19 protein-coding genes and 1 riboswitch are annotated in these 18,291 nt (G+C 58.8%); of the genes, 11 read left to right on the forward strand and 8 right to left on the reverse strand.

The annotated features are described in order from the left end of the window. Positions 1–70: 70 nt before the first annotated feature. Positions 71–328, reverse strand: coding sequence for a tyrosine-type recombinase/integrase (locus HMPREF2878_RS09005; RefSeq protein WP_016421438.1), 258 nt, complete (start codon positions 326–328; stop codon positions 71–73). A 329-nt stretch (positions 329–657) separates the two neighbouring features. On the opposite strand from HMPREF2878_RS09005, the gene HMPREF2878_RS09010 reads away from it, so the two are divergent. Then, a complete protein-coding gene (locus tag HMPREF2878_RS09010; RefSeq protein ID WP_016421437.1) occupies positions 658–1,230 on the forward strand; it encodes a TetR/AcrR family transcriptional regulator in 573 nt (190 codons plus the stop codon). Then, a complete protein-coding gene (locus tag HMPREF2878_RS11540) occupies positions 1,230–1,592 on the forward strand; it encodes a DoxX family protein (protein ID WP_016421436.1) in 363 nt (120 codons plus the stop codon). The genes HMPREF2878_RS09010 and HMPREF2878_RS11540 overlap by 1 nt, the downstream gene beginning before the upstream one ends. A gap of 812 nt (positions 1,593–2,404) precedes the next feature. Here the strand turns inward: HMPREF2878_RS11540 and HMPREF2878_RS09020 are convergent. Next, positions 2,405–3,907: a hypothetical protein gene (locus HMPREF2878_RS09020; RefSeq protein WP_016421435.1), complete on the reverse strand. Its 1,503-nt coding sequence runs from the start codon at positions 3,905–3,907 to the stop codon at positions 2,405–2,407. Positions 3,908–4,474: 567 nt separating this feature from the next. Between HMPREF2878_RS09020 and HMPREF2878_RS09025 the strand changes: the two genes are divergently transcribed. Both HMPREF2878_RS09025 and HMPREF2878_RS09030 read left to right on the forward strand, forming a co-directional pair. After that, on the forward strand, positions 4,475–4,849 hold the full coding sequence (locus HMPREF2878_RS09025) for a hypothetical protein (RefSeq protein ID WP_016421434.1): 375 nt from the start codon (positions 4,475–4,477) through the stop codon (positions 4,847–4,849). Positions 4,850–4,987: 138 nt separating this feature from the next. Next, positions 4,988–5,830, forward strand: a complete 843-nt coding sequence (locus HMPREF2878_RS09030; RefSeq protein WP_016421433.1) for a PaaI family thioesterase — start codon at positions 4,988–4,990, stop codon at positions 5,828–5,830. A 9-nt stretch (positions 5,831–5,839) separates the two neighbouring features. Here HMPREF2878_RS09030 and HMPREF2878_RS09035 read toward each other — a convergent pair whose 3' ends face one another. The 3 genes from HMPREF2878_RS09035 to HMPREF2878_RS09045 all read right to left on the reverse strand — a co-directional run bounded on the left by HMPREF2878_RS09035 (position 5,840) and on the right by HMPREF2878_RS09045 (position 7,915). Next, positions 5,840–6,613, reverse strand: a complete 774-nt coding sequence (locus tag HMPREF2878_RS09035) for an alpha/beta fold hydrolase (RefSeq protein WP_016421432.1) — start codon at positions 6,611–6,613, stop codon at positions 5,840–5,842. Then, positions 6,603–7,322, reverse strand: coding sequence for an esterase/lipase family protein (locus tag HMPREF2878_RS09040; RefSeq protein ID WP_049172143.1), 720 nt, complete (start codon positions 7,320–7,322; stop codon positions 6,603–6,605). The genes HMPREF2878_RS09035 and HMPREF2878_RS09040 overlap by 11 nt, the downstream gene beginning before the upstream one ends. Before the next feature lie 170 nt (positions 7,323–7,492). Further along, positions 7,493–7,915, reverse strand: a complete 423-nt coding sequence (locus HMPREF2878_RS09045) for an HIT family protein (protein WP_049172147.1) — start codon at positions 7,913–7,915, stop codon at positions 7,493–7,495. 80 nt (positions 7,916–7,995) lie between these two features. On the opposite strand from HMPREF2878_RS09045, the gene purD reads away from it, so the two are divergent. The 3 genes from purD to HMPREF2878_RS11335 all read left to right on the forward strand — a co-directional run bounded on the left by purD (position 7,996) and on the right by HMPREF2878_RS11335 (position 11,609). Then, the gene (gene purD / locus HMPREF2878_RS09050; RefSeq protein WP_049172166.1) at positions 7,996–9,270 is read left to right on the forward strand and encodes a phosphoribosylamine--glycine ligase; all 1,275 of its coding nucleotides are present in this window, start codon (positions 7,996–7,998) and stop codon (positions 9,268–9,270) included. A gap of 239 nt (positions 9,271–9,509) precedes the next feature. Further along, positions 9,510–10,637: an aminotransferase class I/II-fold pyridoxal phosphate-dependent enzyme gene (locus HMPREF2878_RS09055; RefSeq protein WP_049172167.1), complete on the forward strand. Its 1,128-nt coding sequence runs from the start codon at positions 9,510–9,512 to the stop codon at positions 10,635–10,637. Between the two features lie 816 nt (positions 10,638–11,453). Next, on the forward strand, positions 11,454–11,609 hold the full coding sequence (locus tag HMPREF2878_RS11335) for a hypothetical protein (protein ID WP_162837147.1): 156 nt from the start codon (positions 11,454–11,456) through the stop codon (positions 11,607–11,609). 66 nt (positions 11,610–11,675) lie between these two features. On the opposite strand, the gene trpB is transcribed toward HMPREF2878_RS11335, so the two are convergent. After that, positions 11,676–13,001, reverse strand: coding sequence for a tryptophan synthase subunit beta (trpB, locus tag HMPREF2878_RS09060; RefSeq protein WP_070653377.1), 1,326 nt, complete (start codon positions 12,999–13,001; stop codon positions 11,676–11,678). Positions 13,002–13,419: 418 nt separating this feature from the next. On the opposite strand from trpB, the gene HMPREF2878_RS09065 reads away from it, so the two are divergent. Both HMPREF2878_RS09065 and HMPREF2878_RS09070 read left to right on the forward strand, forming a co-directional pair. Further along, positions 13,420–14,850: a TrkH family potassium uptake protein gene (locus HMPREF2878_RS09065; RefSeq protein WP_070653379.1), complete on the forward strand. Its 1,431-nt coding sequence runs from the start codon at positions 13,420–13,422 to the stop codon at positions 14,848–14,850. Next, complete coding sequence (locus HMPREF2878_RS09070; protein WP_016421425.1) at positions 14,843–15,544, forward strand: potassium channel family protein; 702 nt, start codon at positions 14,843–14,845, stop codon at positions 15,542–15,544. The genes HMPREF2878_RS09065 and HMPREF2878_RS09070 overlap by 8 nt, the downstream gene beginning before the upstream one ends. A 10-nt stretch (positions 15,545–15,554) precedes the next feature. Here HMPREF2878_RS09070 and HMPREF2878_RS09075 read toward each other — a convergent pair whose 3' ends face one another. Both HMPREF2878_RS09075 and HMPREF2878_RS09080 read right to left on the reverse strand, forming a co-directional pair. After that, positions 15,555–15,896, reverse strand: a complete 342-nt coding sequence (locus HMPREF2878_RS09075) for a cupin domain-containing protein (protein WP_049172151.1) — start codon at positions 15,894–15,896, stop codon at positions 15,555–15,557. Between the two features lie 6 nt (positions 15,897–15,902). Continuing rightward, entirely contained in the window at positions 15,903–16,661 is a 759-nt protein-coding gene (locus tag HMPREF2878_RS09080; protein ID WP_049189686.1) for a thiamine phosphate synthase, read from the reverse strand. Positions 16,662–16,731: 70 nt separating this feature from the next. Next, positions 16,732–16,854: riboswitch (TPP riboswitch) on the forward strand. A 7-nt stretch (positions 16,855–16,861) separates the two neighbouring features. Between HMPREF2878_RS09080 and thiO the strand changes: the two genes are divergently transcribed. Both thiO and thiS read left to right on the forward strand, forming a co-directional pair. Beyond that, positions 16,862–18,037 carry a glycine oxidase ThiO gene (thiO, locus tag HMPREF2878_RS09085; protein WP_070653381.1) on the forward strand — a complete coding sequence of 392 codons (1,176 nt, stop codon included), beginning with the start codon at positions 16,862–16,864 and terminating at the stop codon, positions 18,035–18,037. 13 nt (positions 18,038–18,050) lie between these two features. Further along, a complete protein-coding gene (thiS, locus tag HMPREF2878_RS09090) occupies positions 18,051–18,284 on the forward strand; it encodes a sulfur carrier protein ThiS (protein ID WP_049172154.1) in 234 nt (77 codons plus the stop codon). The last annotated feature ends 7 nt before the right edge of the window (positions 18,285–18,291 follow it).

An 18,291-nucleotide genomic window follows, 5' to 3' on the forward strand; every position in this document is an offset into this window, starting at 1 on the left:
GGCATGCGGACACACTTTTCTTTACTTAACCCGCCAAGAGGGCGCAGGGGCGGCGGCAGGAGGGCAGCGACTAGCCGCCGAAAATTGCCAGCGCGTCGGCAGCGAACGCTTCAATGATTGCGGAGTTGTCAACATCTCCCGCGCGGTTGATGTAGGCGGCCTCCGTAGTCGAGGCGGAGGCATGGCCCAGTTGCAAGGTGGCCAGCGCCGCGTTGCCCGTTGCAGCCATGGCGGTCGCTACCGTGTGACGGAGGTCGTGATAGGAAATCACCGCAGGCAGCAGCTCCCGGTCGGCCTGCGCCACATCGTCGCCGGCGAGGTGCGGCAAGCCTGCCCATGTTAGAGCCCGGCCAGAGTTTTGCCAGGGTGGGGGTATGTGCCGGATGGGTCGTCACGCATAGGCAGTACCCGCGTCGTCGGTGCCCCTGTCGTGCGTTGGCCGTGGAACAAGCTCGTAGGCTTATCGGCCAAGCGCTCGGCAATCCTTGAGTCTATTGGCCCGAGAAGCTGGTCTGGCAAAAACATGTAGGTGTGTGACGATCAGCTATAACTTTCCTCCTTGTAAGCAGGAAACCCGCTCGCCTCTCATGACAGCAATGTACTTGGATAACCACATCGCTACTTGACCGTAGATTGATGTAGCGATACGATTTGAACATGTTCAGTGAACAAGTTCAATCAAGTCGTGCTACTCAAAAGGAGGCGACGCGCAATAAAGTCTTGGATACCGCCTATGCCCTTTTTGTGTCAGTCGGGTACGCGGATACAAATGTGCGTGCCATCGCGCAGAAAGCTAACGTCAGCGTTGGAACCGTTATGAACGTCGGGAGCAAGCAGTCGCTGTTGATTCAGACCATCGGACATCGAATCACCGTCATGCACGATGAGCTCCGTGGGCAATCAGACAACCTTCTCGACGTTCTCGCTCCTTTCCTGAAAATGTTTACTGGGCAGGAAGAATTATCGAAAGCGTATGGCGCTGCCCTAATCACACAGGGAGACAACGGAGAGATTCTCAACGAGCTTCGAACTCTCTTGGTAGATGAAATCGTGTTGCGCCTAGGCAATATGCTCCCTAAAGATGACGCTAAAGAGTTCGCGACAATCCTTTACAACATTTATCTTGGGTTGCTTCTTGGCTGGGCTGCCGGTGCATACGACACCGACGAACTATCCATTCACGCGAACAGTTCCATCTCCCGTCTTAAAATCGCGTACGGAGTAAAATAATGATTCTCGAATCTTCGCCTGCTTGGCCCTCCATCATTCTTGCAGCCATTTTGTTCGGAGACGCGGTACTCTCGCTCAAACCCGTAGCATTCATCGAGGCCTGCCTCAGAGGAGTACGACTTCCTACAGAGTGGTGGTGGGCTCTTATCGTTATCAAGTGCCTAGCAGCAAGTGGACTCATTATTGGGCTCTGGATACCAGGCATTGGAATAGCGACGATGGTTGGAGTCATTGCCTACTTCTGCACCGCAGCAATCGCACATATCCGAGCCAAGTTTCTAGGTAGCGAGTTTTGGGTCAATTGCTTAGGGATGCTCGCTATTTCACTAGGCGCTCTCATTGCGACACTATTGATAGCCTGAAACGACCAATTTACCAATTGTGTTCGCCCATTGAGGGGCGCCGTTGCCCGCGCCGGGCGGCTTGCCGCGGGTGCCTGGGACCCGCTAGCCGCCTACCGCCTCGCCGGCCTGTCGAAGGGTATGAGCGTCTGCCTCGGTGCAGAAGGCATGACAAAGCCCTAGCTGATGGGTCGGGGTTGTGGGATTTGCAGAGTGGCGGGCTGCTGCGGGACTGGTAGATAGGCGTCCAGCTCTTCGACGGGTATCTGCGGTACTGCATCCGAGATACCAGTGGCGAGCGCTGCGCGACTGGGCCCGCGCCGGGATGTCACACCCGACGACGTGGGGTGGCAGGAGCAGTAACCGGAATTGAGGGGTTGGGGGCAATCCCAGTCCATTTTTATGCGTGGGGGGTAGGGGTGCGACGGGCAGGGGTTGCTGGGGCAAGGGGTGTGTGGCCCCTAGTCGACACCGTGTAGCCACCGCCGGTTAAGTCTTGTACTCAGGCTGTGGCGTATGTCCAGCTGCGGGTCTACTTCGGAAAACTCCGCACTTCCCCAAAGACTTTCCTCAAAAACTAGTAGGGGAGGTGTCCCTGTGTGGCGCGAGAAACGGCTTTGACAGGCATAAATGGCATTATAGGTCAAACCTTTACAGGGTACCCTAACGGTAGGTTACGGGTTCGAGTCCCGTTTCCGGCTCCAAAACTCCAGGTCAGGAAGTTTTCCGGCCTGGGGTTCTTTGGTTTAAAGGGGAAAATGTAGGGGTTAAGTAGCGTGAGGGGTGAAATCGTCTAACAGAACGTCCGCATCCCCTCTGTCCCGTAAGTCGGCTTAGAAGCTGGAAGAACCGCCTGAACCGGAAAACCCTGAGCTAAACCCGCTGTTGACGCCACCGCTACTGGAAGAGCTGTCGCGGGCAGTGGTGGCATCGCTATCCCAGGTGCTCACGACATAGAAGGGCACGTAGCCGTGGTAGCCAGAGCCAGCGAAGAAATCAGAGTCGTAGATGCGCGTGCGCTCGGGGCGCTCGTCGGCCTCATTGCGCTTCTGCAGCTGGGACTGCACGTGCTCCGACAAGAGCGCGGAGCGATCCAAGAGTTCTAGGTAGCGCTCCATGAACTGCGGATGGTGTGGTTCCTTGGATAATTCAGTGGCGGCATCTTCCAACTCCTTCGCGTGGCGCTCAAGCGCCGAGTCGATGCTTGCGGCCAAGTAGCCTGCCTGTGCCAGATCCTTCTCCAGCTCGTAGAGTTCATAGCGGCGAGCATCCGCATCAGCGTTCTCAATGCGGTGCAGCTTTTCAATATTGGCCTCAGCGGTTTCCACGCGCTCGCACAGTTGGCGCGCGTTGGCGATGAGCTCGGAGTGTGAGCGGAATTGCTCATCTGGCGCATCCGCCGGAATCGACATGAGGAAACCAACCTGGCTATCGATTGCTAGGAAGTCATCGCGCAAACCCTCCCAGTCCTGGCGCAGGCGCTCATCCACCAGCCCTGATTGGAGCGAGTGCGCTCGAATATCAATCTCCCTTAGCCGTTGCGCCACATCGGTGTAGGTCTGCGACACGTAGTCCCAGTCCTCGCGTGCCTGCTGTGTCTTCTTCTGCCGGCTGCGGCGTACACCGCCGGCGAGGCCGACACCAGCGCCGCCAACGCTCAGGCCCGCCACCCCGAGGCCAACGGCCGCCGCCATCCGGTCCTCTTTTGCGCCCTCGTACTGAGTATCCGCAGCACGGTCTACGTCGATTGCAGCCGCTGCGCCAGCAAAGAGGCCAGCAGGAATGTTGTCATCCCGCACGCCCGGCTTAATTGCTTCGATGGACTGTTTCAGATGGCTGTCATTCTTGCGTAGCTTCATTTGAGCAGCCACGTCCTCACCCGCGAAGACGAAGGCTTGGCGCGGATCAAGGCCCACGCCGACGAAGACCTGGCCATCAGCAAACTTATCCTTGCCGATGAGCTCCTGGTGGTTATCGCGCAGGTACTCCTCTACGGAGTCATTAACGTTTTCCTTGTTCTCGGCAAAGACCATGTAGTGCAGCCCTTGGACCACGTCAGGGGCGGCGATCCGGGAGACATCGCGAAGCATGCGCTGTTCTTCCTCCGGGGTGAGCACATCGTCTGAGTCCATGATGTCAGCCTGCACCTCACGCTGCGCGGGCTGCATGACGTAGTCAGAGCGCTCGGGCGAATCAAAGACCGCCAAGCAGGTGCCCGCACCGACACCTCCGAGAAGCAGGCCGCCCACTGCTGCTGCGCCGATGATGGCACCGATGGAGGTCACTTTGGGGCCGCGGTTGGATGCAAAAGGTTTAATATCGCGAGAGTCGGTCACGGTGATTCTCCTATTCGCGAGCGATCGGCCCCGCCAATTTTATCTGGTTTAAGGAGGTCGGGCGGGGAACAAAGGGTGCGTTTGAAGACTGATTAAAGGGCAAATGCCTGTCGGGGGCTGGGGCGGGGGAATTTTCTTTCACTTATGCGCACGTTGTCGGAAGTCCCGGTCAACATATGGATGAGCTATTCACTTATGGCCACGCTGCTGCGTATCGATAGGTGAATATTGCATCGATAGGACAGCGCAACGCCGCCAGCAGGACAGCGCAACACCGACAGCAGGACAGCGCAACGCCGACAGCCGGAAAATCACAGGCCACGGAGCTTTCACATCTGCAACTCTAGCCCCACGCTTCACAGGGGTTACATGCGCATGTAAAGTGGACTTTGTTCTTAAGTCATAAGCGTCGATAGGGCTGGTCTCGGGGAAGGGCCTGCGCTATGGGCGCTTTTGGCATTTTTCTGCAAAACCTTCCAGAAAACCCCACAAGCTGGGGTGATTTCTCCGAGAAAAATATTCTACGATAGAGCCATGTCAGAGGTGCTCTTTGTCAGTAGTTCAAACATGGGACTCTCACGCGTACTAGAAGGGCTGCTGCGGCAAGCTGCCCCAGGCCTGACAGTGTTGTCAGCAGGTATCAGCATCGATGATGATGACCGCGGTCTGGATGAAGACGCGCGGCGTGCGCTCTGTGAGGTGGGGGCACGGTGCGATGGCGATCCTCATCAACTCACGCCGTCTCTCGCAGACAGTGCGGATGTGGTCATTGTTGTGGGGAAAATCGACGTTTCGGACTACATCGCGCCAGATGTAGAGACTGAGCGCTGGGAATATGATGACCCAGCTGACCGCGGGATTTATGGTTATTCCCGCTACGCGGAATTGCGGGATTTCTTCACTCTGCGCGTCAATACGCTGGCGGAACGGTTTGCTGCCTAAATAGTCGCTGAAATAGTCGCTGTCTTAATAAAAGGTGGGGCGCGGGAACCGTCGTAAAGCATGTGCTGAAGCTGACACACTTTTGTTTTCTGACAATAATGCCCGCGTTCGCCCGGTCAACACCTAATGTAAGTAGTTATGTCTATTGGTCCATCGCTGCGACGCACCCTGTACAAACTTGCTGAGAAAGAGATGTCCCCGGCTAAGGCAAAGTTCTTGCTGAACATTTGGCCGCCGCTGTTTGGCACCGGCATCCGTATCACTGAGATTGCGGATGACTGGTCTGAGGGGCGATTGGAGCTGCGCCTAAACGCTCTGACTGCGAATATGCATGGCGCGGCATTTGGCGGTGCACTGTTTTCGATGACGGATGTGCTGTTTGGCACGCTGGTTATGCAGCGTCTGGATGTCAAGAAGTACGAGGCGTGGACGCGAACTGGGTCGTTTGAATTTATCCGGCCGGGTAAGAATGGTGCGTACCTTGAGGTAGAGGTGCCGGATGAGATGGTCGAAAAGCTTAAGGCCGAAACTGAAGGTGGCTATTCGACGGTCGTTCCATACACCTCTGTAATCCGAAACCGCGATGGCTCCCTGGTCGGTATTGGTCAGCAGGAGCTCTACGTGCGCCGTCGTGGTCGTAAGAAGCCGCCGGCCAATCCGAACCAGCAGGATTGTGTTGCCGGTGAGAACCTCATCTCTGCTGCTCGCACTCTTGCACGGCTGGGGATGCGCGGGGTGGAAAACCGTGATGTGCTCGTCCAGCAGGAACGCACCGCACGACGCTGCATTTCACCAGAGTCGCGTGCAGTCGCATGGCTCCACGGGGTCCTCGAGTACGGCGATGTCACTGTCGACGACTACCGCGCCGCAGGGCTTCCCGACGTCGTCATCGAGGCCCTCACCTCCGATAACCCCTCGCCAGCCGCGCAGCAGCTGCTTGCGGATGTCGTCACCGCGCGCGAGTCGCTGACCAAGTTCTAGGTCGAAGCTCTACGCCAATAGCCGAGTGATCAGTTCGATCACTTCGGGGTCTGTTTGCTGCTTCCAATGCGCAACAGACCTGCCCTCCAGCTCGGTTTCGAGCAAAACAGCTCGACTGTCCGGCAGGAAGCTCTGCGCGGTATCGGACCACGGAATGACCAGGTTGTCATGGTGGCTGATGACATTAATCCAGTCAGGTGTGGCTGCCTTGCGCCTTCGGAGGTGTGGGGCAGTGTTGGCTGCAGGAAGTTCATATTGTCCTGCCGCTACCGCAATTTGATCGGCTAAAGCCTGTCCCATTAGCCAGCGGGCAGGAGCCCCATTCCACCAGCCCAAAATGCGGGAGATCTCAGTCAGATTTACACCGCCGACAGAGCCCGACACACTGATGACACGTCGAAACGAAAAACGCTCGCATTCATGGTTTGCAAGACGCGTAAACAGCAGGAAAGCCAGTAGCCCACCCTGCGAGTGAGCCACAATATCGACCGTGTCCGAGTTCGTTTCAGTGCAGACTCCGTTGATATAGGCCTCGACTTCGGCGACAGAATCTACGAGGGCAGCAGTGCCACGGTCTCCGTAGGCCGGTACATAGACTCGGCGGCCGCGGGCACGGAGTCCGTCGGCAAGCGGTGCCCACGCGCCGGGACTATCGAGCGTGCCATGAAGTGCGATAACCGGAACGGGGTCTCTGAGGTCCCCCGACGCTGGACTTGGATTTGGCAGGGACGGATGTGCGGCTGTCGGTGGGAAAATCCGCGTTAGGAGCGGTCTATTCCGCATGCTCGATTGGGTCAAAATCCTCGCCTACCAGCTTGAATAGTGCCTCGCGAGTAAGCGCGCGGGGGCGCCAATCGTGCGCCATCTGCTCATGCAAAACGATGGCTTGAGGGAACGTGTCCTGCACATAGAGATTGGTGACCATGCCTGTGTCACCATCATCCAAGAAACAGGACTGTGGAGGGGAAATGAGCTGGTCATACTTGGTGGCAATGCAGGTGTAAGTAACACCGGGACCGAGGATATCGTGGGAATTGGAGTTCAAAACCATCTTTGAACCCGTGAGCTGTTCCAAACCGGAAACGCCCCAATAGCTCTGCACAAAGTTGCTCATCAGCGACTTTGTGCCGGGGATCTTAGTGATACTGGAAGCGATGCCGCCCAGATTGGTGCCGTGATTGGGCGCGGCAAGGCAGACAACATGCTTGATGTACTTGGAAATGCGCAGAGAAAGCAGGGTGGCAATTAAGCCGCCTTGCGAGTGCCCCACGATAACGGCGTGCTTTGCGTCAGTGGCGTGCAGGACAGCCTTGATGTAAGGCACGAGCATGTCGATGGACTGATTGATGGGGTCTGTTGCACGGTGCCCAAAATCTGGCGCGAAGACAGCCCAGCCATCCTCCCGTAACTGACCGCCGAGGGTCTCCCAAATGCCCTTGACCTGGCCTGTTCCATGCAGGAGGATGACCGGCCACGGCCGGGATTTGGACACTTTGGCTCCCCAGTTATCTTCGAAAACACCGCGCAGCGGACGGAAGATGGCATAGGGGAGCGATGCTGATCCTTCAGCTGCAGCCGGTTGTTGCGCCTCCGGTTCCTGCGCTTCAGGGGCAGGGACTACCGGAAGTTGTTCTTCCCGAAAATCCTCGTTTGAAGCGGCGATTAGCGCACCAACTTTCCGTCTTCGTCAGTCCCGAGGGCCTTCCGTAGCTTGGCGGCGGCCTCATCCATGGACTCTGCGGAAGGATTGCGATCTACCGACTGTAGGTTGTACCCGGACATATCGTGGGCAGGGAAGATATGAATGTGCGTGTGCGGAACCTCGAAGCCGGCGATGAGGTAGCCAGCACGCGGAGCGTCAAAAGCGGAGACAACAGCCTGACCAACCTTCTGGGCAACCTCATTGAGGTGGGCCCATAGCTCAGGCGAGGCGTCCGTCCACTTGTCCACCTCTTCAACAGGGACGACCAGCGTATGACCAGGCGCAATTGGCTCGATGGTCAAAAATGCGACGACCTTGTCATCGCGGTAGACAAAACGACCGGGGAGTTCACCGTTGATGATTTTGGTAAATACTGTGCTCATGTGCCAAGGGTAACCCGAATAGCGGATTGAGGGGTTGGGTGCGATGAGAGTTATCCGGGCTGATTAGTAAGATGATTGCTATGCGCATCCTCGTAATTGGCTCCGGTGCCCGTGAGCACGCCCTGTTGTACGCAATGAGTAAGGACCCGCAGGCTACTGATCTTCACGTAGCCCCTGGTAATGCGGGTATGAGTGAAATTGCAACCATGCATCCACTGGTCGTGGATGACCCCGCTGGCGCTGTTGCGCTGGCCAAGGAAATTGGGGCCGATTTGGTTGTTATTGGCCCTGAGGTTCCGCTGGTCGCGGGTGTGGCAGACGCGCTGCGCGACGCTGGTTTCGCAGTCTTCGGACCGAACGCTGACGCAGCTCGGATTGAGGGGTCCAAGGCTTTCGCTAAGGACGTCATGAAGGCAGCTGGGGTAAAGACCGCCTCGGCAGAGGCCATCCAGCCGGAGGCCTCCGACGAAGACATCGAGGCCGCCATTGACCGCTTTGGCCCGAACTGGGTCGTGAAGGATGACGGTCTGGCTGCTGGCAAGGGAGTCGTGGTCACTAAGGACCGCGCTGAAGCTCTCGAACACGCAAAGGCTGTTCTGGCCGCCGGTAACCCGGTGCTGCTGGAGTCCTTCCTGGACGGCCCGGAAGTTTCCCTGTTCTGCCTGGTCGACGGCGAAATCGTCGTCCCGCTGTTGCCGGCTCAGGACCACAAGCGCGTCGGTAATAACGACGAGGGGCCGAACACCGGTGGCATGGGTGCTTACAGCCCGCTGTCCTGGCTGCCGGAAGGCGCAACTGAGCGCATTGTCACCGAGGTCTGCGAGCCGGTCGCTCGTGAGATGGCCGCTCGCGGTTGCCCGTTCCAGGGTCTGCTGTACGCAGGTCTGGCCTGGGGCGAGGACGGCCCGGCTGTCATTGAGTTCAACTGCCGTTTCGGTGACCCGGAGACCCAGGCCGTGCTGGCGCTGCTGGAGTCCCCGGTGGCGCAGCTGCTCAACGCCGCTGCTACCGGAACATTGGCGGACTTCGGTCCGCTGTCTTGGCGTGATGGTTACGCTCTGACTGTTGTGCTGGCCGCTGAAGGCTACCCGGTGTCGACGCGCACGGGTGATGTCATTGAAGGTGCAGAGCCTGGCCGTGAGGCAGATGGCATTCTCCACGCAGGTACTGCCCGCAATGCTGCGGGTGAGCTGGTCTCCGCTGGTGGCCGTGTGCTCAACGTCATCGGCGTTGGTGACACGCTGGAAGAGGCCCGCGACAAGGCGTACGAGACCATCAAGACCATTAAGCTCGAGGGCTCGCACTACCGCACCGACATTGCACTACCTGCAGTTGAGGGCCGTATTTCCATCTAAATAATGCTTGAGGTGGTCCGGCTGCACTCGGATGCCTCACTGGTGCACCCACCCGGGATGAACTGGATTTCCCGGGTGGCCTCGGCGGCTGCAAAGATGAAGGTATGCACGCCGAATCTCCGCAGTCGCCAAAGTCGTCGCAGTCACCGCAGCCGTTAAACTCCTCGCAGTCACCGCAGGCATCCCAGCCCCAGCGCGACCTAGCATCCCGCCGTTGTGAGGTCGCACCCTTCCATGTGATGGATGTTCTCGCGCTCGCACAGGAGCGTCAGCGCACTCACGGTGACGCTCTATTCCTCTGCGTGGGACAGCCCGCGACCGCGGCTCCGGCTGCCGCGATTGCCCGTGCGCGTGCTGATTTAGAAAATCAGGTTCTGGGCTACACAGCGGCCGTCGGCACGCCTGAGCTGCGTGCAACCATCGCCGCCTGGCATCGTGAAAACTACGGCACGGCCACGGAAGCCGCTGATGTTGTCATCACTACCGGTTCTTCCGGCGGTTTCGTAGCGCTCTTCCTCGCAGCCCTCGATGTTGGCGACGACATCGTGCTCGCGCGCCCGGGCTATCCCGCATACCGCAATACGCTGCAGGCGCTCGGCGCCAACATTGTCGAGATTGACTGTGGTCCTGAGACTCGTTTCCAACTCACCGCCCAACACCTGGAGGCACTTCCGCGCGTGCCCAAGGCCGTGATTGTCACCAGCCCGGACAACCCCACTGGCACCATTATCGATGCCGACGAGCTGCGTGCCATTGCGAAGTGGTGTGAGCAGCACGATTGCCTGCTCATTTCCGACGAGATTTATCACGGCATTACTTATGGCCGACAGTGTGCGTCTGCACGCGAGTTCTCCGACGCGGCGGTCGTGGTCGGCAGTGTCAGTAAGTACTTCTCGATGACCGGCTGGCGCGTTGGCTGGCTAATCGTTCCCAAGTGGCTGCGTGCGCCGCTTGATCGCCTCGAAGCCAACCTCACTGTCTGTCCACCGGCAATTTCGCAGGCAGCGGCGGTGGAAGCGTTCAGCCCCGAGTCCATTGCCGAGCTCAATTCGCACGTGACGCGTTACGCACGCAACCGCGACGTTTTGCTCGAGGGGCTGCCCCGCGTCGGTCTCGGAAATATCGCCCCACCCGACGGCGGTTTCTATATCTACGCCAATATCGCAGGGCTTTACGACGACCCGAACTCCGTCGACTCCATGACTTGGGCTCGGGAACTGTTGGCCGCAACGGGCGTGGCCGTTGCCCCTGGAATCGACTTCGACACAGAGAACGGCCATCAGTGGGTTCGCCTCTGCTTCGCCGGTGAGACGTCCGAGATGGAAGAGGCTGTTCGGCGTATTGGGGTGTTCACTGATCGTCGTTAAAACGGCTTTTAGTGGCGCTCGCGGTGTGATTTACCTCACCCTTTTAGGGGTGTTTTTCAGTCGGGCGAGATAGGGTGCTCGACGGGCGAATCGCTGCTTTAAACCCTCTACCGACGGTCGCTGGTAGAGCCGATGTTGGGGGCATTCCTGGAAGGGGCCGTTGGGGCTCTGTTTTCTTGATCGCCGGTTTGCTGTAAAGGCGGAAAAACTGCCTCAGATTGAGGGTTCTGTGGCTGCGGTCACATCAAGTGAGGCTGGGGTTGGGTCGATAGTGGGGTGGGGTGGCCTTCGCGGCAGCATCTTTGACAGCCGGCAGCTCTGTCGGTGGTCTATTTCCGCTGGCAGGGGGCCCTTTTTCTTTAATTGTCGATGGGGTTGACCTCTGAGGAACTGGCGGCTATCCCTGCGTGGGGTGACGATTGAGCGCGGTGTGTAACCCACATTCAATGTTGGCTGCAAGCGCTTTTAGTGGGGATAGTTTATGTCTGACCAAAAGAGACTTCCGCGCCCTGTTTTTGGTTGTGTAAAAGCGTGATTTTTGAAGCCGTTATCAACGGCAGTAAAGCGAGGTATGGGGCGGCGTCGAGGGGCGCTGTTTGTGGCTCAGTGCCTGAGCTAAAAAGCGTCCAAAAGTTAACAAAAGGTTAACTAAAAATAAAGTTTAGCGCTTGCCAGGTCTTGTGTTGTCGTCTACGGTTGCAAGTCATAAGTTCCAAACGATTCGATGAAACGACGTTTCAACTGCGGAATCGCAAAGAATCGGTTGGAGAAGTCCAACAATAAAGATCAAAGAGATCTTAAGAGAGGTGACCTCTGATGAACGCATTCAACGAGATTATGGATACTGTGTCCCCGATTTTCCAGGACGGCAAGGAATCCAAGCAGGATGCGCTGGCATCGCTGCTTGCCGAAGCCATCGTGGAGGCGAACCCGAAGCAGGGCATCGCCGCCGACGATCGCCGTGCTGCCTAACAAGAATTAGCTTTGGTCCGATTCCTGCTAGGCAGCTAGTGGGGAAGCAATCCCTACTGGTTATTCCTACTGGTTCAGGAACTCCCGGACCTGCTCCATATCCTTATCACCGCGACCCGACAGGTTCACGAGCAACAGCAAAGGCTCATCGCCTTCGTGAACCGGCAGCCCGAGCTCGCTAACAGCGGCAGGGTCGGTTTCACGGAGTCGCGCAATCTTAATGGCCTGCGCCAGCGCATGCGAGGATTCCATCGCCGGAATAATGCCCTCCATGCGGCTGAGCAGCTGGAACGCTTCCAGCGCCTCCTCGTCGGTAATTCCGACATAGCTGGCGCGGCCATTCTCCTTCAGCATGCCGTGCTCCGGGCCAACAGACGGGTAATCCAAGCCCGCCGAGATGGAGTGCGATGGCAACACCTCGCCGTCGTCGGAAAGCATGACAAATGAGCGCATGCCGTGAAGGACACCAGTCTTGCCCGCATTGATGGGCGCGCCGTGACGGTCGGTGTCGAGACCCTCACCTGCGGGTTCGACGCCAATGAGGGCGACATCGGAGTCGTCGATGTAGTTAGCAAATGCGCCGATGGCGTTGGAGCCGCCACCGACGGCTGCGATCACAGCGTCGGGAAGCTTGCCGTAACGCTCGACCATCTGACTGCGTGATTCCTCCGAGATGACCTGCTGGAATTCACGCACGATAGTGGGGAATGGGTGCGGACCGGCGGCGGTGCCCAGCAGGTAGAAAGTGGAGTCGAGAGTCTTGCTCCACTCGACCAGTGCCTCGTCAATAGCATCCTTCAAACCGGCCTCGCCGGTGGTGACGGGAACGACCTTCGCGCCCATGAGCTCCATGCGCTCGACATTGGGGTGCTGGCGGGCGACATCGTGTGCGCCCATGTAAATCTCGCACTCAAGTCCCAGCAGTGCTGCGGCCATCGCGGTGGCCGTGCCGTGCTGGCCTGCACCTGTCTCAGCAATGAGGCGGGTTTTTCCCATGCGCTTTGCCAGCAGCGCCTGGCCGACCACATTGTTGCCCTTGTGCGCGCCGCCGTGGTTCAAGTCCTCGCGTTTCAGCACAATCGTCGTGTTCGGCGTGGATAGACGACGGCATTCGAACAGCGGGGTCGCGCGGCCGAGGAAATCGCGACGCAGTTCTTCCAGCTCGCGCTGGAACTCCGGATTGCTCATCGCCTCGATGTAAGCCGCTTCCAGTTCATCGAGAGCTGGCAGCAGGAACTCTGGCACTTCCTGTCCGCCGAAGCGACCGAAAAATGCAGGTAAGAGGGTTTCGCGCACCTCGCCCGCGCCGTTAACGCTTGCCGACGGCACCCTAGTTGCAGTCGGTGCTGAAGCCTTGGCGATGGCATCCGCGCTGGGGTTGTAATCAGTCATTGAGGGGGCCTTTCGTTGCTGTTGTTTATTTCAGCGGGCCCTGGTTCTCTTCGTCGAGCCGACAAAAGAAAAGAGCCCGCCAGTTTTATCTTCTTGCGAGCTCGTACTTGACGGGTTTGCCGTCGACATTAATGAGATGACGTGACGTTGCTCGCGGACTTAAGCGAGCCACCACCACTGTGCGCCGCACGGCGCGGGTGTGTTCATCAGGGGTGTCATCATGAATCTGACCATAACTCAAGGTTTCCGCAGTAGCCAAAGCGGGTGGGGTGTGGGGGCGGGGATTGGGCGCGAAATGTGTACGGGATATCGCAACTGTGCCTGGGGTGTAGGGTAGTTCCCCTCTAGGCCGGGTATATGCAGAGGCGGAATATCAACATTCCCCTCGACACCGCTGGCCATGAGGACTAACGTTCCGATGGTGATTACGCTGTCGCGGCAGACCACTAAATCACGTCGGGGAGTTCGTCCCACGACGCTGGTGGTGTGGTGTTATGTCGCCCTCATAACCGTTGGCACGGTTTTGTTAATGCTGCCGATTTCGGCAGCCAATAGCCACCCCACGGGACATTGTGCCCCGAGCCCTGGGGATATGTGCCTGCCCACGGCGCTGTCTGATGCGCTGTTCACAGCCACCTCGGCAACGAGCCTGACCGGCCTGATCACCGTAGATACGGCTACCCATTGGTCAACCTTCGGCAAGGTTGTCATCATGCTGTTGATTCAGCTGGGTGGCCTCGGGTTCATGACCTTGGCTTCTCTTTTTGGCCTCTTCGTAGCAGGAAGACTCGGCCTTAACCGCCGTGCTGGTGCGCGCGTTGAGGGCCGCGGTATGGACATGGGCGAGATCTCATGGGTTGTCCGTGCTGCCGTTAGCTTCACGCTGTTGGTGGAGTTTGTTGTGGCAGTGGCACTTATGCTGCGGTTCCACCTAGGTTACGGGTACGGCTGGGGGAGAGCTGCGTGGGAGGGCTTGTTCCATGCCATCTCAAGCTTCAACAATGCCGGTTTTGCTCTGTATACGGACAACGTCATTGGGTTCCACAGTGATGCCTGGATACTTTTGCCGCTGGCCTTCTCTCTTATCGTTGGTGGTCTGGGTTTTTCTGTTCTGCTCGAGGCCTGGCGACACCTGAAAGCGTGGCTTAGTGTCCGCACGCGAGGGCAGTTGCCTAAACGCTGGTCTCTGACTACTCGCTTCACTATCAAAGGCACCATCCTGCTGATTGCTTTGGGCACAATCATGGTGGCATTTGGTGAGTGGTCCAATACCATGTCTGGTTTCACTACAGGGGAGAAGATACTCAACTCATTCTTCGCTAGTGTGAGCCCGCGTACCGCGGGGTTCAACGCGCTCGATTACGCGGACTTCCACCCATCGACACTGCTGGGCACTGACTTCCTCATGTTCATTGGTGGCGGCACCGGTGGTACTGCAGGTGGCGTGAAAATCACGACGTCGGCAGTCATTCTCGCCGCCGTTCTCGCGGAGATTCGCGGTGACACCTCCGTGTCCGTGGCTCGGCGGCGCCTCAACCCAAAGGTGCTGCGTCAGGCCCTCGTCGTTCTTGCATTCGGTGTTGGCCAGGTTTTTCTGGCAGTAATCGCCGTCAGTTTCCTAGCGCCACAGTTTTCTACTGACCAAATCCTTTTTGAAGTAGTCAGTGCCTTCGCCACGGTAGGCCTTTCCACAGGTATCACCGCTGACCTGCCGGTGGCAGCACAGGCAATCTTCATCGTGCTGATGTTCGCCGGACGTGTTGGCCCAATCGCCTTGGCGACGGCCTTGGCCGCCCGCCCACGCCAGCGCATCTACGAATATCCAGAAGAAAGGCCCTTCATTGGCTAACTCGAAATTCAATCCGTTTGCTGGTTTTGCAGAGCATTTCGCCGACCAAGTCAGCTCTTCTCCTGTTGTAATCCTTGGCATGGGGCGTTTCGGACAGGCGCTCGGCGAGGAGCTGGTCGCTGGCGGTATCGAGGTTCTCTGCGTAGACCATCGCGAAAAGGTGGTTCAGGAGCTGTCCTCGACCTTCGACCACGTGGTCACCGCCGACACCACCATGCCGGAAGTACTGAAGCAGCTCGGCGTCGATGAAGCCGAACGTGTGGTCATTGCCATCGGCAGTGATATCGAGGCGTCGTTGCTGACCGCGTCCGCACTGGTGGACATGGATGTGCCGCTGATTTGGGCAAAGGCCGATAACCAGGCTCACGCCAAGATTCTGGGCCAGATCGGTGTGCACCATGTCATTCGCCCGGAGGCCGACACCGGCCGTCGTATTGCGCACCTAATCGGCGGCAAGGTCCAGGACTTCCTGGAGTTCGATCGCGACTACGCAGTCGGTAAGGTCGCCCCACCAATCCATTGCCTGGATAAGACGGTGGCGGAGATTAACCAGAGCGCACCGATTACGGTCGTCGCCGTACAAAAGCGCGGTCAGCGCTTCCGCCCCGCGCTTGCCGACGACCGCATTACCGCAGGTGACCTGTTGATTGTCTCCGGTGCCATTCGGCAGTTGGAGACGTTCGCCGGGGAGTAGGCGCTGATTGCTACTTGTCGCCGTGGCTGTCGATTCCGTCGACGCCTGTGACCGTGGTCAGCAAAAACACGGAATCTGTTAGAGCTTTCACGCCATGCTTGACGTGGGTGAGCACTTTGAGATTGCCCTCGGAAATCGTGGTTTCATCGGCACCGGTGATTTCAACTTCGCCAACAAGAACAAGCATCGAGGCTGCGGGCGGCGAGTTATGGGCGGAAAGCTCAGTTCCTTCAGTCAGTGCGATGAGAGTCTGGCGTAGCGGGCCGTCGTGGACAACAATTTCCGCAGCGCGGCCATTGCTATTCGCTTTAGCTTGAGTCAGAAGGTCGTCTTGTTGTGAATTAATATTCACAGCGTCCTAGCTCCTTGGTGAAACCACAGCGCGCAGAGCACGCGCTGCCTCTTCCGGATTTGCTGCCTCGGTTAGTGCGCGAACCACCACAATGCGCTCCGCGCCAGCGGCGATAACTTCGCCGGCGGTCTCGGCGTTGATACCGCCGATTGCCCACCATGGCTTTACCGGGTCACTTGCGCCGCGGTCGTGCGGGCGCACAATATCGGCCACGGAATCCTGGTGGGACTCCGCTGAACCCTGTGCACGCGCCCTCCGCACGAGTGCCGCAGCTTCACGGACCATCTCGACTCCGACGGGCTGACGGTCGGGCTTCGTCGGGGTGGCATACACCGGACCGATCACCGCGTAATCGATGCCATCGTCGGCAAGCGAGGTGGCGAACATGTCCAGATTTCGGTTGGATCGGCCGATGAGAACCTCGGGGCCAACGATCTGGCGGGCCTGCTCGGTGGTGAGGTCTTCCTGACCCACATGCAGGATGTCTGCGCCGGTCAGCGCGGCAATGTCGGCGCGGTCATTGACGGCGAAGAGCTTGCCGTGTTCAGCGGCGACCTCGGCGAGGGTCTCCACAGCGGCAATCTCGTCGCGGGTGTCGACTTTCTTGTCGCGCAGCTGGATGATGTCGGTGCCGCCTTCGTAACAGGCGTGCAGGAATTCACGCAGATCACCGCGGGATGCGCGCGAGTCGGTGCAGAGGTACAGGCGGGCGTCGGCAAGCAGGGCGCGTCGTGTTGTGCGAGTGGCAGCTGATGAGGCGTTCATGTCCCCATGTTAGGCGAGGTTGAGGATGCGGTGTCGTGACGGAGAGCCCGAAGTCATATGATGGGGGAGTACCACGTTCCGCGGGAGCCGTACTCGGTATCGATGAGATGCCGCTGGCTGAGAGGGCGAATAACGCCGACCGCTTTTACCTGATGCGGGTTATGCCGCCGGAGGGAGGAATGGCAGTGAATGCTGCCGCTATGGGTGCCGCCTCGACAAGTGAGGGCGGCACAGGGGATACGTCGTCAAGCGTTGTTATCGCAGGCGCGGGCATTATCGGCTTGGCGACGGCATGGAGACTACTCCGCCAGGGATTCGATGTGACCGTCCTCGATGCCGAGCCCGTTTCCGGCGCAACCTTCGCCGCGGCTGGCATGCTGGCGCCGGTTGCCGAAGTCGTGTGGGATCAGCCGACGCTGTATCCGCTGATGGTGGAATCGGGCAAGCTCTACCGCGACTTTGCCCTGGCTATCGCCGAGGAATCGGGCCACGATGTTGGCTATATCGAGAATTCCACGTTTGTTTGTGCGGGCGATGCCGCTGACCGGCAGACACTCAGCGAGCTCGTTGAGCTGCAGCATGACATGGGCATGGAGATCAACCGCATCACCGCCACCGAGGCGCGCCGGGCAGAACCGGCACTGGGGCCGGGCTGTGTTGGTGCGGTGGATATTCCGGGAGATCACCAGGTCAATCCGCGTCTGCTCGCCGAAGCGTTGCTGACCATTCTGGGAGACCGCGTCATCCGCACCCGCGCGGAAGAGGTTATTTACGCTTCCGATGCCGACCCCCGCCAAGCCATTGGGCTGCGCGGCACGGACGGAAATGACTACCTCGCCGATGAGGTCGTTCTGGCTGCGGGGCTGAACACCGCCGATATGGCCGGTCTGCCGGAGAATCTGAATCTGCCGCTGCGCCCGGTCTATGGAGATGTGCTGCGTCTGCGTGTACCGGAGCGCCTGCAGCCACTGGTCACTCGCACTATTCGCGGTGTGGTTCAGGGGCGTCCGGTTTATATCGTCCCGCGTGCCGACGGCACCGTCGTGCTCGGCGCAACCTCGCGTGAAGATGACCTGACCGGCGTCTCCGCCGAAGGAGTCCACCAGCTACTCCGCGACGCATACCGCCTGGTGCCCGGCATTCTCGACTGCGAAATCTACGAGATGACCGCCCGCGCCCGGCCTGGTTCCCCAGACGATGTCCCCATGATTGGTCGCGTGGCTCCAGGACTGACCGTGTCCACCGGCTACTTCCGTCACGGCATTCTGCTTACGGCCATCGGCTCCAAGCTCACGGCCGATGTCGTCGCAGGTCGGGAAACTGACAACGACCCGGCGCTTCTTTCCGCCGTCAATCCATTCCGCTTCAGCGATTAGAGGAGGCTCGCTTATGTCCACCACAACACTCAATGGCGAAGGCTACACACCGGCTGCGGGGGAGATGGTCGCAGATCTCGTCGCAAAGCACACGGGGCACGCGCTTAACGACGACGGCACTGCCGCGGACGGCACCCGCCTGGGAATCGCGGTAGCCGTGGATGGTGCGGTAATCCCGCGAGCCAAGTGGGCGAGCACGCCCGTGACAGGTGCAATCGACATCGTGACAGCAGTTCAGGGAGGCTAGAGATGAC

Origin of the sequence: Corynebacterium sp. HMSC065H09 (assembly GCF_001812845.1) — a bacterium.
Taxonomy (GTDB): Bacteria; Actinomycetota; Actinomycetes; order Mycobacteriales; family Mycobacteriaceae; genus Corynebacterium; species Corynebacterium jeikeium_D.

Coding starts and splice junctions, on each gene's coding strand:
- HMPREF2878_RS11540 (WP_016421436.1), top strand. CDS start 1,230: ATGATTCTCGAATCTTCGCCTGCTTGGCCCTCCATCATTCTTGCAGCC.
- HMPREF2878_RS09025 (WP_016421434.1), top strand. CDS start 4,475: ATGGGACTCTCACGCGTACTAGAAGGGCTGCTGCGGCAAGCTGCCCCA.
- HMPREF2878_RS11335 (WP_162837147.1), top strand. CDS start 11,454: ATGAACGCATTCAACGAGATTATGGATACTGTGTCCCCGATTTTCCAG.
- HMPREF2878_RS09065 (WP_070653379.1), top strand. CDS start 13,420: ATGGTGATTACGCTGTCGCGGCAGACCACTAAATCACGTCGGGGAGTT.
- purD (WP_049172166.1), top strand. CDS start 7,996: ATGCGCATCCTCGTAATTGGCTCCGGTGCCCGTGAGCACGCCCTGTTG.
- trpB (WP_070653377.1), bottom strand. CDS start 13,001: ATGACTGATTACAACCCCAGCGCGGATGCCATCGCCAAGGCTTCAGCA.
- HMPREF2878_RS09010 (WP_016421437.1), top strand. CDS start 658: ATGTTCAGTGAACAAGTTCAATCAAGTCGTGCTACTCAAAAGGAGGCG.
- HMPREF2878_RS09035 (WP_016421432.1), bottom strand. CDS start 6,613: ATGCGGAATAGACCGCTCCTAACGCGGATTTTCCCACCGACAGCCGCA.
- HMPREF2878_RS09045 (WP_049172147.1), bottom strand. CDS start 7,915: ATGAGCACAGTATTTACCAAAATCATCAACGGTGAACTCCCCGGTCGT.
- thiO (WP_070653381.1), top strand. CDS start 16,862: ATGGGTGCCGCCTCGACAAGTGAGGGCGGCACAGGGGATACGTCGTCA.
- HMPREF2878_RS09030 (WP_016421433.1), top strand. CDS start 4,988: ATGTCTATTGGTCCATCGCTGCGACGCACCCTGTACAAACTTGCTGAG.
- thiS (WP_049172154.1), top strand. CDS start 18,051: ATGTCCACCACAACACTCAATGGCGAAGGCTACACACCGGCTGCGGGG.
- HMPREF2878_RS09080 (WP_049189686.1), bottom strand. CDS start 16,661: ATGAACGCCTCATCAGCTGCCACTCGCACAACACGACGCGCCCTGCTT.
- HMPREF2878_RS09055 (WP_049172167.1), top strand. CDS start 9,510: ATGGATGTTCTCGCGCTCGCACAGGAGCGTCAGCGCACTCACGGTGAC.